We start from the raw sequence: 17468 nt of genomic DNA, 5'->3' as shown, positions 1-17468 counted from the left end.
TTTACCTGATCTATTTCTTTATTTTGATAATATTAAATTTATGGATGTAGCCCAACATAAAATATTGTTTCAATGTAAGTGAATTCCCAAAATATGTTACGTTGCCTTGACTGCCCCAATAATTTTGGGTATTCTGATTCAATATGTCAAAACCGGTCAGTTTTAGCTGTGAATTATTTTTAAAGGTATAATAGACTGACGCATTTAAGATATGGTAGTTTTTTCTGCCGCTTAATCCGCTGGCCCGGTTATCTAAGGAGTATGTTGATTCCAGCGAAAATCCGTGGATCGGATTAATATTCAATCCTGCACCAATTTTACGGATTGAATAGGTCGATTCAATAAAGTCGGGGTTATCTTTTACCGAATTTATGTTCTTGTTCCAAGAATAGGTATACTGTGGTGATATCGTCACTAGGTTTTTCCACGTCGCGGAAAATTGTTGGCTGGCATTGATCCCTATATTGGTCCCTTTATTATCAACATCATTGATGGAACTATAATTTTCATAGGTATAGATATTGTTGTTTTGCGATAGATAGAATGACCAATTTTTACTGGCTTTTAGGTTGTATCTCAGGTAAGTATAGGTACTATAGTTATATTTTGAGCCAGCGAGAAACATCTGGGTGGTCATTTGTCCTGTATTGTTGTTTCGCCAGCTACGGGACCCGATGCTGTTATTGACATAATTGATATTTCCATTTACATTAAACTGCAATTTCGAGGTATACTTATAGTATGATATACTGACATTCTGTTTTTCGATATTGTTGAATATAAAGGATGTCTTTCGTGTATATAACGGATTTAAATCCAAGACGAGCTGCTGAATTCCATAGAGCTCGGGGGACTCGAGATCTTTATACCAGCCGAGGTTTAGATCTTTATAACGGATATTAATATTGGGCAACCAGTAGCCTAAAGATGATTTCTCGACAGAGTTGATTTTAAGTAAATCAAAATGATTTGCCTTTACTTGATAGGCTGTTCCAAATTTTACGTTAAAATCTTTGGTAGGTCTCCAGTAAAATATAATACCCGTAATATAATCCTGGTATTTGTAACGATAGCTATTTTCATAAGGAGCTGCATGCATTTCTCCAGTGCTGTCGCGGTTGATATATACACTTTCCTGTGGCCCTTGGCGGTTAGTAACATAGGTGAAGTAGTAGTCAAAGTTTAGTTTTTTAATTATTTTATTATAATAGGCTGCACTGAAATATAGGTTGTTGGAATTATTTTGTGTTCGGTTTTTATACCATAAACTAGTCCGCGGCTTAGCTGTGTCATATATATAGGTGTTTTGGAAGGAGGTATCGGTCTTTTCATTTGTATTGATGGAAATCGTATTTCTAAAAGATACGATATGATTTTTATTGAGTTGTTTTTCGATATAGAATCCATGTGAATAGTTCAGGGTATTTTCCTTATTTCCGCCCGTACCTGTTGCGTCATTTAGTTTTTTGAGATCCGTATAGGAGCGGTTCATTCCGAAGGTTGAATTGTTTTTTGAATTGATACCCAAATTCGGTGTAAATTCAAAATAGGCTGTTGTATCCATGCGATGTCGGAGGAGGGTTTTTAGATTATGCCCTATAGATTTCTCCTGTTGCTGGTAATCGGATGCTGAATATTGTTTTTCCTGATCGTATAAAGAGATTTGATTGCCGATATTTTGATTTTCGGCTTTATTATATTTCAGCATGTACATGATGTTCAACTTGGTCTTCTTTCCCCAGTCATTGTTGAGATTAAAGCCCAAGCCAATATCGTTGGCCTTACCCGAATAGTTCCTACCTCCAAAATTATCAAATCCATAATTTTCGGCACGTCCAAGTCCAGCTTCTTGGTTCAATTCATTGTAATCAAAACTTTGGCGGTTAATGTTATTTCCAAAACCGAGGAAACTCAGCTGTAGTGTGTCCTTAAATGTATTGAATAAACCACCGGCCTCATACCTGCTCCTTGTACCTGCACTACCATAAAGTTTACCAAAACTGGCCTTGAGAAAATCTTTCTTAAATTTTAGGTTAATCGTAATCGGCAGTTTATCTTCGTCTTCGTTATCTTTTTTTGTTTCGCCCTTATCACGGTACACCTGTACTGTTTTGATAAGAGAAGCATCCAAATTTCGTGTGGCAATACGTACGTCACTCGAAAAGAAATCCTTGTCGTTTACTTTTACTTTTGAAACTTCCTTTCCTTGATAGTAAATAGAACCATCCATATTGACTTGCAGACCAGGTAGTTCTTTGAGCAATTCCTCGACGTTGGCATTGGGGCGAGTCTTAAAGAAATTAGTATTGTATTCTAAGGTGTCTTTATTCATCCGTACGGGGGGAACAATATTGACGACTACTTCATCGAGGCTTTTCGAGTCGAGCTTTAAGTGAGCGAAATCATAATTTTCTCCTTTAGGTATAGTAAATTCCTTACGAAAAGGATTTGCATTGACATGTGAAATAAAAAGCGTTAATGCGGTCCCTGTGGGAATTTTAACAAATTCAAATTTACCTTTTGTGTCAGTAAGGAGGTAGGAAACTACGGAAGAGTCTTTTGAATTGAGAATCGTTACAGTTGCTTTTTCTAATGGTTCCGCATTTTGAGAAAATACCGTCCCGAGAACTTTTCCCTTCGATTGACCTAGAGCTATATTTGTAGTGAGTAATAAAATTAAAAATAAGTAAATTTTCATAAAATTAATTACGTATATCTTGGCTATATTGGTGATTAAGATGATTTTATGTAAATCATTTTAATACTATATTAAAGAAATGAAAATTATACTATAAATGAAAATTTATTTATAAGACAATCGATTGCGGATTCTATTTATTACAATTTTTTTAAGATTATGTGTCTGCAAAACAACCTATTTACAATGAGCCTATTGGACTTAACTATATGGACAGCATTTCAATAAACATCTTGAAGAAACGTATAGCAATAAAAAAAGGGCATCCAATAGATCGGATACCCTGATGGCATAATTAGTCGATGTTGATTTTGTAAATAGCTTCTGCTTCTTTGTCATCAAATTGACGCATTTGTGTGATCAGTTTCTTTTTCATCAGTTTGACGACGCTTTGATAGGCAGGATCTTTGTAGACATTATGGAGTTCATTGGGGTCCTTTTGAAGGTCAAAGAGTTCCCAATTTTCGATTCGTTTATAATAGCGGATCAATTTATAACGGTCATCACGAACACCAAAATGGGGGCTCACGGCATGTTCTCCATTTTCAAAATAATGATAGAAAAGATCTTTTCGATGTTCCTCTTTGTTATTTTTCAGGACATGTACAAAAGATTCACCTTGCATGTCTTTCGGTTTTTTGATAGCAGCTAACTCCAATAACGTGGGAGCGATATCAGCGTTGACAATTTTAGCGTTTATGGTTGAGTTTGCGCGTAATAGGGCTGGGTACCGCATGACCATTGGGGTACGAAAAGATTCCTCATACATCCAACGTTTGTCGAACCAACCATGCTCACCCATATAAAAACCTTGGTCTGAAAGATAGATTACAATTGTATTTTCACTGAGTGATTTTTGATCCAGATAATCTAGTACTTTTCCTATATTGCGGTCCATAGATTGGGCAGTATTGAGATAATCAATCATATAACGTCTGAACTTCCATTCTGCAAGTTGCTTGCCCGTCAAATTACCTTGCTTTAGTTGTTCATAAATGGGCCGGTAATAGGCGATATAGCTATCCTTTTGAGCTTGGTCCATCCGCTTGAAGTTACCGTCAGCCATCATGTCTTCCAACGAATTGAACATTTTGAGATCGTAGCCCATTTTCATGTCCTTGTCAATGGACATTTCCTGCAATGCTGCTGCCGACCTACTTTGGTAATTGTCGTAGAAAGTAGCGGGTAAGGTGAAATTTACAGTATCGTAGGTGCCGAAGTCCTTTGGATCTGGCATCCAGGTACGGTGTGTGGCTTTATGACCGATGACTAGACAAAATGGCTTATCAGCGTCTACCGTATCGAGCCAATCAATAGCTTTTTCGGTTACGATATCAGATACATATCCTTCAGTGCGTTTGCGACCCTCTTTGCTGATAAAATCTGGATTAAAATAGGTTCCCTGCCCAACAAGAATGTCATAATAGTTGAAACCCTGCAGTTTGTCTCCTAAGTGAATTTTACCCACCCAAGCGGTATTGTAACCTACGTTTTGGAGCTGTTTTACAAAAAGATCCTGACTAAAGTCGAATTCAGAAGTTTCATTGTCTTTGAATCCATTTTTATGGCTGTATTTACCCGTTAATAATGTCGCTCTGGATGGCCCGCAGATGGAATTGTTGACGAAGGCATTTTTAAATAGCGCACCCTGAGCAGCGATGCGGTCTATTTGTGGTGTTTTCCCATATTTCGAACCATAGGCACCAATTGCTTGATAGGCATGATCATCGGAAATAATGATGATGATATTAGGCTTTTTTTGTGCAGAAGCATTTTTATAGAGAAGTGTTGCGATTACGGCAAATAAAAAGATCCTGAGTTTCATTGTGTTTTTGGTTTAAATTGAATGTATCAAGCTTTTTTAAGCTATGCTATTTGAAAATAGTGTAAATTTCACGATGGTGATAACGCTGACTAAGATAATGATTATTATGTATTACATAAAATAATTAAGTGATTGAATTTACTTTTTCATATCATTGTCTCTATGTATTTTTGAAGCGGATTAAAATGAAAATAAAAGGGAGATAAGATCTTTTTTTATACTACAATTATGGGATTTAAGTTATTATTTAAGGGTATACTTTTAGGAGCTTTAGTAGGTGCTTGGAGTCTAAAAGCGTTGTGTCAAGAGGCAAAATCGCCAATAATGGGTTGGAGCAGCTGGAATAGCTTTCGGATCCATATTAATGAAAAGTTGATTCGGGAGCAGGCAGATGCCATGGTCGCGACTGGCTTGTACGATGCGGGATACAGTTATATCAATGTGGATGACGGGTATTTCGGGGGGCGTGACCAAGCGGGAAAACTTTACGAAGACCGTTCAAAATTTCCTGGTGGAATGCGGACGCTAGCTGATTACATTCATTCCAAGGGTTTAAAAGCTGGATTGTATTCGGAAGGTGGAAAAAATACCTGTGGTTCTATCTGGGACAAAGATCTAAAAGGCATCGGGGTAGGAATGTATGGCCATGAAGACCAAGATGCACAGTTATTTTTTAAAGAGTGGAATTTTGATTTCATCAAAGTGGATTGGTGTGGTGGATTGGAAATGAAACTGGATGATCGCGAGCAATATACAAAGATTATAACAGCAGTGAGGAAGGTTCGTCGAGATGTAGGCTTTAATCTTTGCCGCTGGCAATTTCCCGGGGAATGGGCAATTAAACAAGTGGATTCGTGGCGTATTTCACAAGATATACAACCAAATTTTGCTTCAGTGTTGCATATTATTGATCTCAATCGTAATCTTTATCCTTATAGCTCTCCAGGTCATTATAACGATATGGATATGCTTCAAGTGGGCAATGGAATGACTCATGAAGAAGATAAAACACATTTTTCAATGTGGTGTATGTTAAATTCACCCTTGATGGCCGGAAATGATCTGCGTAAAATTTCAAAAGAGACACTCGCTATATTGACGAACAAAGAAATGATCGCGCTTAATCAGGATAAGGCTTTTAAGCAAGCACAAGCTGTGTTTAAAGCGGGTGAGGTAGAAGTATGGAAAAAAGACCTGGCAGATCCAAAGCGTAAAGCACTTGCAATACTTAATAGATCAGACAAGGAAACGATGTTTAAACTGGATACTAAAGCGCTGAATTTGTCTCCAAAAAATCGCGTCAGAGATTTATGGCTTCATCGCGATGAAGGAAACCTTGGTAAGAATACAAAATTCATTCTTCCTCCACACGGAATCATTGTACTGTTGCTGTCTGAATAACAAAGTGTCAAACTATACGATAACCAAATAAAAGGATCAAGTGGAGACCCTTTAAAGAAAAAGCCCAATCATATGATTGGGCTTTTTTATAGTGTTATGAATCGATCTCGTAAAAGGGATTATCCAACAGATTTCTTATATAAAAATAGTCGCTGATAATGATTGTCAAGATGCTTGCGCATGGCATTTCGAAAAACCTCGGCATTGCCCACCTTTAATATATCAACTAGGCCTCGGTGTGAGATGAAGCTTTTCGATGAACTGGGACTAGTTAGTAAGCCGCTGCTATGGACATATTGAAAAACAGGTAACAGCATGTTCTGGAAGTCTTTGAGAATTGTATTTCCTGTGATTTCATAGAGCTTACCGTGAAAGGCAATTTCAGTTTCAATGTCGAAAATTGTATTATCGGCATCTATAGGTTCCTTAGCAACGATCGCTTCCAGCTCCTCAATGTCTTTTTCCTGTATATGTTCAAAAAGGATATCCGCCATACCCACCTCCAGTACCATGCGCATTTCAAAAAGATCCTGTAAGGTCTTGTTTTCCATGATAGTAGGATAAAGTGATTTGCGTAGGGGTTTTATAAGATCTGGACTTGTTAAAACAGCTCCGCGATGTTTTTTTGATTCGATCAATCCAACCATACGCAACCGCAACATGGCTTCGCGAACTACTGTACGACTTACACCAAGGGTTTCGGCCAATTCAATTTCCTTAGGTAAAGCATCTCCAACCTTTAAGCCTTGATTGACAAAAAGATTGATGATTTCTTTTTCCGCACGATCTACTAGTGAAGAGGTATCAATTGTATTAAGATGTTCTATCAGCGAAGAATTCGGTTCCATATATATTACATATAACGCATTAGGCGCATTAAGACAAAGATAATTAATAAAAGTGATTAATATGTTATACATAATTTGATTAAAATTTGTTTTTTACATTTTGTTATTTATATATTTGTATATATGTAATACTTAATACAAATCAATATGTATTCAAACCTAAAATTACGAACCCTTCTCACCCTATCCGTTTTGATGGGTAATATGCTCTTAGCGCAGGCGCAAGATCATGCGGTGCGGGGAAAAATTACCGATGCAAAGACAGGGGAATTGCTAGGCAATGTGACTGTAAAAATCAAAGGATCCAACCAATCTTTGCAGACAAATACCGATGGGACTTTCTCAATCAGTACTAATCCCAATACTATTTTAGTGATCACGTCTACAGGGTATAGACCATATGAAGTAAAAGTTGGGCAATTAAATCAACTGGATATCAAACTCGAGTCCAAGGTTGAGCAAATGGATGAAGTTGTGGTGGTGGGATATGGAAAAATGAAAAAGTCGAATTTAACGGGATCTGTAAGTAGCTTGGATAAAAAAGTGCTTGAAACTGGAGTTCGTTCGAATCCAGCTTCTGCTTTGGCGGGTACGATACCGGGTATTCGAGTCCAGCAAACTTCAGGGAGACCGGGAGCAGTACCCACAGTTGTGCTTCGAGGTGGAACTACTTATGGCGGCGGTGGTACACCATTGGTCATTGTTGATGGGTTGATTAGAAATGGATTTAATGACATTAATCAAAATGATATCGAATCGATAGATGTCTTAAAGGATGCTTCTGCTACAGCTATTTATGGTGCTAGAGCTGCAAACGGTGTGATATTGATTACCACAAAAAGGGGAAAAGAAGGTGTTTCCAATATTACATTGTCGTCTAAAATTGGTGTCAATAAATTGAACAACCCTTTTGATTTCCTGAGTGCCAGAGATTATTTAAACTGGAGTAGAAAAGGTGTTCAGGTATCGGGGCAATATCAATCGTCCCAGTTGAATCAATTGACGAGTGTGGGGCCCTTTGGTACGGGGAATAAATATAAGGATGATAAGGGAAATATCTTAGATGGCAATCTTACGAGCAATGCAGTGTGGAGTACCATGTTGCTTGATGATACCAATCGTGAATTGTTGCAACAGGGATGGCAGACTATGATTGATCCTGTAACAGGAAAAGAACTAATTTTTAAGGATTTTGACTATGCTAAATACGCACTTCGTGATGCTAGTTTGACGCAAGATTACAATATCGCATTGCAAGGTGGGAACGATAAAGGTAAATATTATGGAAGCGTGGGGAAATATAATGAGAAAGGGATGCCAATCAATACTTTTTATGATCGTACAACTTTTGTATTGAATGGTGAATATAAAGTTAAGCCTTGGCTACATTCATTATCAGGTGTGAATTTCGCGTATACAAAATGGCGTGACGCTATTAACGGAGAAGGAAACTATATGACGCGGGCATTGGGGGCTCCTCCAACAATGCGTGGTACGAACGCCAATGGTGATCTACTCGTTGGTCGTGATTATCAAGATGGGAATCCTGTGGTAAATGACGATAAGTTCATTCGTAAAAACCTAAATCAGAAGCTTACGCTTACCCAAGCTTTTACAATTAATTTTTTAGAGAACCTTAGCTTACATGTAAGTGGTAACTGGTTTTTCAACCAATCTACTTCGGAGTCCTTTAATAGAGACTATCTAGCCAGCCCAGGAAATTATGTTCGCACAAGAAATTCCTCGGCTTCCTATGATAAAATATATAATCAAACCTATAATGCCGTTTTAAATTACAGAACTGAAATCGCGAGTTCGCATCATATCGACGCTATGTTGGGTTCTGAATTTTTTGATACTTATAACAATGGATTTACAGCGGCTGGAAGTGGGGCTCCCACAGACGACTTTATGGATCTTGGATTAACGAGTCCAGATGCCAATAAAAGAAGTATCGATTCATACCATGATCGACAACGTATCATGTCCTATTTTGGACGCGTAAACTATGACTATAAAGAAAAATACCTTTTGACATTGACTGCACGTAGAGATGGTTATTCGACATTGCTAAATAATCGATGGGGAACCTTTCCTGGAGTTTCAATCGGTTGGGCACTACATCATGAAGATTTCTTGAAGGATTATTTAGGGACTGATAAAATTGTAAATACGTTAAAATTACGCGCTAGTTATGGGGGAAATGGTAATGTCAGTGGAATCGGATCTTATACACTTCAAGGTTCATATGGCACAAACAAGTATGATGGGCAAGTGGGGTACACAATGTCTACGCTTTCAATTCCAAACCTCAAATGGGAAAGTCTGATTACAAAAGAAGTAGGACTTGAATCCAGAATCTTAAATAAGATTGATTTGAGTCTTGCCTATTATCATCGAACAACTAAAGATAAGATCGCAAGCCTATCATTACCAGCTTCAGCCGGTTTTACCACAATTACGACCAACAATGGCGATATGCAGAATCAGGGAGTCGAGATTGGGGTGAATTATCAAATTCTACGGAGAAAAGACTGGGATTTGAGCTTTAACTGGAATACGGCCTACAATAAAAACAAAATCTTAAAACTACCATTTAATGGTGTTGAAAATAACAGGCAAGGCGGTTTACAGGTTTATGATCCAAAATCCAAAGAACTCGTTTGGGTAGGGGGTAATCAGGAGGGACAAGACCCGAATGTTGCTTATGCTTATGAAGCCATCGGGATCATTCGGACAAAAGAACAGTTGGATAGCTATGCCTTGCAATTGAAGGATCTGATCGGTGCACGTACATTGGTACATCCTGATGTCTATAATGCGATGTCCAGCAGTGAGAAGAATTTATACTATCCATTAGCTTTAGGCGATGTTATGTGGAAGGATGTAAATGGGGATGGTATAATCAATTCTTATGATAGGGTGTATATGGGAAATACAGTACCGAGATGGACGGGCGGTTTTGGGGCTGCTTTACGCTGGAAGAATATTAGTTTGAGTACCCGTTTTGATTATGCATTGGGATATGTTGCTTATGATGGACCGAGAGCTTGGTTTCTTGGAATGATGCAGGGAACATTCAATACGACAACAAGTGTATTTGATACATGGACACCTGAAAATCCAAATGCAAAATATCCGACTTATTATTGGGCTGATCAATTATTTAAAAATAACACCAGTCGGGAAAGTAGTATGTTTTATAATAAGGGGAATTATCTGGCATTTAGAGAGATCAATGTGTTTTATCGATTGCCAAAATCCATTGCTAACCGATTAAAAATGGAAGATTTAAGCATCTCCGCGACAGGCCAAAATTTACACTATTGGTCAAAAAATACGTTGTTCTCCCCTGAAAGTGGAAGTGTTGGACAAAATGGCGGTGGGTACCCTCTTCCTAAAACATTTATACTTGGGCTTCAATTAACATTTTAATTCCAAATTATGAAAAAGATATTTATATATATAGGTCTTGTAGTTTTTCTGTTTTCTTCTTGTAAAGAAATTGACCTAGACCTTAGTCCCGAGGATTACTTTGCCAGTGGGAGTTTCTGGAAAAGCAATGAGCAGGTCGCTGGAGCCATGCTGGGGCTTCATACTCAATTGCGTGGACAACAGCAAAACCTATGGAATTTGGGTGAACTGCGTGGGGGAACCTTAAGAGATGGTACCAGTTTTACAGGAACAGCATCATTGAACTCAGCAGGGATAATTACACAGGATATTCGTGAAAGTTCTCCTGGCATATCGGGCTGGGCTGGATTGTACGCGCCAATTTTTCAGGTTAATAATTTTATTTATCAGGTAGAGAAAGCTGATTATTTGACAGATGTGCAAAAGGGCTATTATTTGGGGCAAGCCTTCGGACTACGTGCTTTTTATTATTTCTATCTGTTTAGAACCTATGGCCGGGTGCCTTTGGTGACAGAACCACAAGCCGCAATTAATACCCCGACCTCAGCGGAAGAGGCATACAAAGCGCGAACCGAAACGGAAAAAGAAACCTTAGACTTTATCAAATCGGAAGTTGATAAATCGGAAAAATCGTTTTCAGGAAATTATGAGACTAAAAATCAAAAAGCACAATGGTCTTTGGCGGCAACAAAAATGTTGAAAACAGAGGTGTACTTATGGTCGGCCAAAGTTGATATGGATGGAAAGACCCCAGAGAATAGTCTTACGGAATTAAAACTCGCGAAAGCCGCAATAGAAGAAGTAATTCCTAAATATACGCTCGTCAGCAATTTTGCAGAAGCCTTTAAATCTGCCAGTGTACCAGCGATGAAAGGTAATTCTGAGATGATCTTTGTACTTCGTTACCTAAATGGAGAAGCAACTTCATTTTTCAGTAATTTCATTTATGCAGCAAGTGATGATATTACTGGTTATGTAGATGATAATGGACAGGCAATTCCAAAAGATCCTCTTCAGACCGGGTCTACAGGTTTGATCCGTTATGAGTATAAAATGGATCTCTATAGATTGTATGAAAAAGCTGATACAAGGGCAAATGCAACATTTCTGAATTTTAATAAAGGAAATACATCTGCAGTAGTATTTAGAAAATTCTTGGGAACTTTGATAGACGGTGTTCGTAACTATTCCGATGATTATCCTGTTTATCGCTTATCCGAAGCTTATCTATTGTTGGCGGAAATTAAGAATAAATTGGGCGAGGATCCAACTGCTGAAATCATGGCTGTGCGTAACCGCGCCTATGCTGGAAAAGCGCCTTTGTTTATAAATGGCAGTTTTGAGGCAAACGAATTAGCGATCCTCTATGAACGTACGAAAGAATTTGTGTCCGAGGGCAAGCGATGGTTCGATTTGCGACGCATGCAGGATGTCACTGGAAAGCCTTTGTTATTTCGTAAAGATTTAAACTTAGTCGGCGTATTGAACAACATTGATGGTCAGAAGCATAAAATCTTATGGCCAATAGACTTGGGGACACTTACTGCAGATCCTAAATTAAATGATCAGCAAAATCCGGGTTACAAGGGAACCTAAAAACGAATATCCTGTCTCAACGCTATTCGAGGGTCTGAGGCAGGATATTGTTAACTATTTATATAAAATACCATATGCTAAATCAAAAAATCTCAGGATTAATTGCAGCGCCATTTACTCCTTTCGATGAAAACGGAGAATTGAATCTTGAGCTGATTCCGCAATACTATGCGATGTTAAAGCGCAACCGGGTAACGGGTGCCTTTATTTGTGGCTCTACCGGAGAAGGGGTGTCGTTGACTTTTGAGGAAAAAGTTGCGGTGATGACAGCTTGGGCCAGATTAACAAAAGAGGATAATGCATTTACACTCATGATGCTTCTGGGCGGGACGAATATCAAAGAATGCCAACAATTGGCTAGGCTGGCCGAGCATGCAGGGGTAGATGTCGTGTCATTTACTTCACCATCTTATTTCAAACCTGCCAATGTGGATCAATTGGCAAAATGTTGCGTCGAAATTGCAAGTGCTGCGCCGAATACGGCTTTCTATTATTATCATATCCCGGTATTGACTGGTGGAAATTTCCAGATGATCGACCTGCTGAAGCAGATTGATGGCATAATACCCAATTTTAAGGGAATCAAATATACGCACGAAGATTTTATGGATTTTCTAAGCTGCCTGAATTATGCAGATCGCAAGTATGATATGTTATGGGGAAGAGATGAGAATATGCTGTCCGCTTTAGTATTGGGTAACAAAGGAGCTGTCGGCAGTACCTATAACTACGCTGCACCTTTATATCTTGAGCTTATCGAGGCTTATGATCGGGGAGATCTTGAAAAAGCTAATGCTTTGCAGCAGCAATCTATCGATATGATCACATTGTTAGGGAAGTATGGTGGTATTTCAGTCGGGAAATCGTATATGAAATTGATTGGCCTTGACTGCGGAACATTTAGACTGCCCGTGAAAAATATGTCGGCAGAGCAATTTGAACTCTTTAAGAGTGATGTGAACAAACTTAATTTTCAGAAGTTTTGTGCACAGTAAAATAGATCTCCCTCTCGAGATGAGTATCATGTGTGCTTACATTGAGAGGGAGATTACAAGGTAGACTGTAGGTTCGAGAATAAATAGATATGACAAAACAACATTGGATGGGAGTTATCGTGGGAATACTGTTTACAGGTGCTGTTCATGCACAGGTTGGTCGATTGGAATGGCATAAAGGCATTACGTTGCCAGCTATGCAAGATGGAAAGGCGCATATTGGTATGGCAGGACCAATAGCTGGTGTCACAGGCAATTGTTTCCTGGTTGCCGGCGGAGCGAATTTTCCACATTTACCACCTTGGAAAGGTGGGGCGAAAGAGATCCAAAAAGATGTTTTTATTTACCGAAAAAAAGAGGGACGACTGAGTTTAATAGCCCAGGATAGTCTTCCTATGGCGGTTGCTTATGCAGCCAGCCTGAGTCTACCTGATGGATTGCTGGTTATCGGTGGAGAGACTCCTGATGGAAAGACAGCCGTTTGTAGACTGATTAAATATGATGGCTCTACCAAAAAAATTACGGTGTCAGACTTTCCGAATCTCCCATTTCCGTTGGCTAATATGGGAGCGGTAGTTCATGGAAATAAACTTTTCATTGCCGGTGGTGAAATGCCTGATGCTGTATCGGATCAAGTGTTGAAATTGGATCTAGCGCATCTTGAAAAAGGATGGGTTTGTGTTGGAAAATTACCCTATGCAGTCTCCCATTTGCAATTGTTGTCTGATAGTCAAAATGGCCTGTATCTACTTGGTGGAAGAAAGGCTCATCCAGAGAGCCCTTCAACGTTATATCATGAACTGTGGTGCTCAGCCGATGATGGTAGTACTTGGTCCAAACAGGCGGACATTCCTTTTCCTGCTGCGGCAGGAACAGCTTGTGTATTGCCCGACCAAGGAATATGGTTGCTGAGTGCGGATCGGGGCAATACCTTCCATCAGGTGGAAGCGCTAATCTTTGATGCTAAAAAGGAAACAAATCCATCGCAGCGACAGAAATTGATTGATACCAAGAATAAATTGCAAATCAATCATCCCGGTTTCGGCAGAGCAGTATGGCGTTATGATCTGAAATCGGGGAAATGGAAGCGGATGGGGGATCTGCCCTCGAATGGACCTGTAACCACGACAGCCGTTGTTTGGGGCGACATGATCATCTTGCCCAGTGGCGAAATTAAGGCGGGCGTTCGTACTCCGGAGATTTTAGTAGCCACATTTTCTAAGAAATAGGATTGAAAAAATAAGATATAAAAAACTCAATATAAACCTGATAAACTTGAAATGATCTCTTCTTTACGACATAAATCTTTTTACCCATGGCTCGTTGTAGCCCTCCTTTGGGGGGTAGCCCTGCTGAATTATATGGATCGACAGATGCTATCAACTATGCGTGAAGCCATGCAGGTCGATATTCCACAGCTGCAGCGTGCCGAGACTTTTGGTGTATTGATGGCCGTTTTTCTTTACATCTATGGTATCATGAGTCCTATAGCCGGTATCGTTGCCGATCGCAGCAATAGAAAATGGCTGATTGTAGGCAGTCTTTTTGTTTGGTCGGCCGTAACGTATGGCATGGGGATGGCACACGATTACGCAACGCTATTGGCTTTACGGGCAATTATGGGATTTAGTGAAGCATTGTATATCCCAACAGCTCTTTCGCTGATCGCCGATTACCATACCGGAAAAAATCGATCGTTAGCCATTGGGCTACATATGACAGGGCTCTATACAGGTCAGGCCTTGGGCGGTTTTGGTGCCACATTGGCCGCTTCAAAAGGATGGCATACCGCTTTTCATTGGTTTGGAATTATCGGAATATGTTATGCGGTCCTATTAGCGATCTTGCTTGTGGAAAAAAAACATGAGCCATCCCTTGAGGAGCCTGCTTCGGAAGGGCGATTGTCTCTTCCCAAAAGTTTACTGCTGCTATTTTCCAATGTGGCGTTTTGGATTCTATTATTTTATTTTGCGGCTCCAAGCTTACCCGGCTGGGCCATCAAAAATTGGTTGCCAACCTTGTTTGCCGATAGCCTGAATATTCCAATGGCCAAAGCTGGTCCATTGTCTACCATCACAATCGCGATCTCATCCTTTATTGGGGTTATTGTCGGCGGAATACTGAGTGACAAATGGGTACAAAAAAATATCCGTGGCCGCATCTATACCAGTGCAATTGGGCTTGGACTAACCATACCAGCTTTATTGTTTTTAGGATTAGGTCAGACTTTACCTGCGGTGGTCGGAGCCGCAGTCTGTTTTGGAATTGGCTTTGGCATATTCGATGCCAACAATATGCCTATCCTATGTCAGGTTGTTCCTAAAAAATTGCGCGCAACCGCTTATGGTTTTATGAATATGGTGGGCGTGTTTGCTGGAGCCGTTATCACGCAATGGTTAGGGAAATTTAAAGATGAAGGTCATTTTGGTTTAGGCTTTGCATTATTAGGGGGCGCCGTACTATTGGCGTTACTCTTGCAACTACTGTTTCTCAAACCTAAAACAACGGAGAAGTAATCGCTTTTATATCCTGAATGAATAGATGATGAAAATGAAATCCTTAATTAGCACGCTGCATACCTATATTTCAAAAAAAGTAGGCCTACTTTTAGGTTTGATTGTCTCTATCTCCATTTCAGTGGGACAACCCCGCACAAAAGTAGCTTGTATAGGTAATTCCGTAACCTTTGGTTATGGGCTCGGCCATCCTGCTCAGGATTCTTATCCGAGCCAGCTTCAAGCGTTGCTGGGCCAGCGGTTTGAAGTGAGGAATTTTGGCCATTCAGGGGCTACACTTTTACGTAAGGGGCATAGACCTTATTATAAAACGGAAGAATACAGGAAAGCCTTGGATTATAAACCTGATGTTGCCATTATACACCTGGGACTCAATGATACTGATCCGAGAAACTGGCCAAATTATAAGAACTCCTTTGCATCAGATTACGCGACTCTGATTGACTCCATACGATCCGTTAATCCCAAAGTACAAATTTACATCTGTCGATTGACTCCTATTTTTAGTGGTCATCCGCGCTTCTTATCCGGGACACGCGATTGGTACGATCAAATTCAGGCGCTTATACCGCAGATAGCAAAAAATAACCAAGTGGGACTGATCGATCTGAACAGCCCACTGCGGTATCGGATTGATCTTTTTGACGATTACTTGCATCCGAATAAGCAAGGAGCTGCATTGATTGCTGAGCAGGTCATGCATGTATTGATCCCTGTTCTCCAAGATTTGCAAGTGGCCGAAACCATCGGTTCGGATATGGTGCTCCAGCGTAATTGGGAAAATAGCATCTATGGTAAAGGTACTGCCGCCGATGAGATCACTGTTGCATTTAATAAGAAAAACTATAAGACCCAAGTCAATCCCGAAGGCTCCTGGGCAATAAAGTTGCCTAAAATGGAAGCCGGAGGACCTTATGAGATAACAGTGAGTTCGGGCAAGCAGAAAATAGTGTTGAAAAATATTCTTTTTGGCGATGTATACCTTGCTTCGGGGCAATCAAATATGGCTTTTCAACTTCGTGGAGCCATAAAGGGCGAAGAGCTAATCAACGATGCACCGCACTTAAAGAATGTGCGCCTTTTTAAATGCCGCAACCTTGTGGAGACCAATGCTGTTGCATGGGATACCGCGACCTTAAGGAAAGTAAACGATTTGTCCTTTTTCAGCGGTGCCTGGCGGCAGGCTACCGGGGCGGAGGCCGCGCAATTCTCAGCTGTTGCTTATTCATTTGCCCAGCAGATCGCCAACGAACAGCATATTCCTATTGGCATTATTGATCTATCGGTAGGTGGGTCTAATACCGAATCATGGATTGATCGAAAATCATTGGAATACGACGATCTTCTTGCCTCTTATATTCACAACTGGCAAAAATCAGATTTCCTGCAGGATTTCTGCCGTGAGCGCGCCAGTCAAAATCTAGCAGTTTCAAAGGTAAAAAATCAACGCCATCCGTATCAACCAGCTTACAATTTTGAAGCGGGTGTCAGCAAATGGTTGAGCACAGGATTGAAAGGTATACTGTGGTATCAAGGTGAGAGCAATGCGCATAATATAGAACTTCACGAACGTCTTTTTAAAACATTGGTTTCTTCCTGGCGGAAGAGTTTTCACCAAGATCTACCTTTTTTCTTTGTTCAGCTCACAAGTATAGATAGACCTTCATGGGGTGATTTTAGAAACTCACAACGCTTACTGGAGAAAGCCATTGCTGGTACATACATGGCCGTAACGATCGATGTAGGTGATTCTTTAGATGTACATCCCCGTGAAAAGATTGTGGTAGGTCGACGGTTGGCAAATTTAGTGCGTAAACATGTGTATGGTGTGGAATTGAATGCAGATCATCCTAATCTGGTCAGGTATGCGCTTCGCGATGATAAGTTGTTATTGACATTTGATCATTGTATAAAATTAATAACCCCGGGGAATGCGCCTGTGAAAGGTTTTCAGGTAATGGACAATAAGGGGGAAATTTCTGATGTAAATGCAAATATCCTATCGGGCAATATCGTCGAAATCGTTAAGCCGAATTTCCAAATCACCAAAATACTGTATGGATATGAACCTTTTAGCCGGGCAAATCTTCAAAATGAAATTGGAACGCCAGTGTCCACTTTTGATTTGACGATCAACTAAACATAAGACGATCAGATAAATAGAAATAAATTGAC

General features: G+C 39.9%; 10 protein-coding genes. 7 read left to right on the top strand and 3 right to left on the bottom strand.

All coding sequences use genetic code 11. The features are described 5' to 3' along the window. Window positions 1-10 precede the first annotated feature (10 nt). Window positions 11-2698, bottom strand: coding sequence for a carboxypeptidase-like regulatory domain-containing protein (locus M2419_RS12690; protein ID WP_259255215.1), 2688 nt, complete (start codon window positions 2696-2698; stop codon window positions 11-13). A gap of 295 nt (window positions 2699-2993) precedes the next feature. Beyond that, on the bottom strand, window positions 2994-4523 hold the full coding sequence (locus M2419_RS12685) for a sulfatase (protein WP_153846508.1): 1530 nt from the start codon (window positions 4521-4523) through the stop codon (window positions 2994-2996). Between the two features lie 228 nt (window positions 4524-4751). Here M2419_RS12685 and M2419_RS12680 point away from each other — a divergent pair, with 228 nt between their 5' ends. Next, window positions 4752-5924: a glycoside hydrolase family 27 protein gene (locus tag M2419_RS12680; protein ID WP_259255214.1), complete on the top strand. Its 1173-nt coding sequence runs from the start codon at window positions 4752-4754 to the stop codon at window positions 5922-5924. A gap of 119 nt (window positions 5925-6043) precedes the next feature. Here the strand turns inward: M2419_RS12680 and M2419_RS12675 are convergent, their stop codons facing one another. After that, on the bottom strand, window positions 6044-6772 hold the full coding sequence (locus M2419_RS12675) for a FadR/GntR family transcriptional regulator (protein WP_120335314.1): 729 nt from the start codon (window positions 6770-6772) through the stop codon (window positions 6044-6046). Between the two features lie 147 nt (window positions 6773-6919). Here M2419_RS12675 and M2419_RS12670 point away from each other — a divergent pair, with 147 nt between their 5' ends. The 6 genes from M2419_RS12670 (at window position 6920) to M2419_RS12645 (ending at window position 17433) form a co-directional block, all read left to right on the top strand. After that, the gene (locus tag M2419_RS12670; RefSeq protein ID WP_259255213.1) at window positions 6920-10207 is read left to right on the top strand and encodes a SusC/RagA family TonB-linked outer membrane protein; all 3288 of its coding nucleotides are present in this window, start codon (window positions 6920-6922) and stop codon (window positions 10205-10207) included. A 9-nt stretch (window positions 10208-10216) separates the two neighbouring features. Next, on the top strand, window positions 10217-11782 hold the full coding sequence (locus M2419_RS12665) for a RagB/SusD family nutrient uptake outer membrane protein (protein WP_153846511.1): 1566 nt from the start codon (window positions 10217-10219) through the stop codon (window positions 11780-11782). 74 nt (window positions 11783-11856) lie between these two features. Then, window positions 11857-12777: a dihydrodipicolinate synthase family protein gene (locus M2419_RS12660; RefSeq protein ID WP_153846512.1), complete on the top strand. Its 921-nt coding sequence runs from the start codon at window positions 11857-11859 to the stop codon at window positions 12775-12777. A gap of 89 nt (window positions 12778-12866) precedes the next feature. Beyond that, window positions 12867-14006, top strand: a complete 1140-nt coding sequence (locus M2419_RS12655) for a hypothetical protein (RefSeq protein WP_153846513.1) — start codon at window positions 12867-12869, stop codon at window positions 14004-14006. A gap of 51 nt (window positions 14007-14057) precedes the next feature. Beyond that, complete coding sequence (locus M2419_RS12650) at window positions 14058-15293, top strand: MFS transporter (RefSeq protein WP_153846514.1); 1236 nt, start codon at window positions 14058-14060, stop codon at window positions 15291-15293. A gap of 34 nt (window positions 15294-15327) precedes the next feature. Next, on the top strand, window positions 15328-17433 hold the full coding sequence (locus tag M2419_RS12645; protein WP_259255211.1) for a GDSL-type esterase/lipase family protein: 2106 nt from the start codon (window positions 15328-15330) through the stop codon (window positions 17431-17433). The last annotated feature ends 35 nt before the right edge of the window (window positions 17434-17468 follow it).

It is taken from the genome of Sphingobacterium sp. BIGb0116, from assembly GCF_024808035.1.
Classification (GTDB): domain Bacteria; phylum Bacteroidota; class Bacteroidia; order Sphingobacteriales; family Sphingobacteriaceae; genus Sphingobacterium; species Sphingobacterium paramultivorum.
Note: the sequence above shows the minus strand (reverse complement) of the source record. Positions and strands in the feature narration are given on the sequence as shown.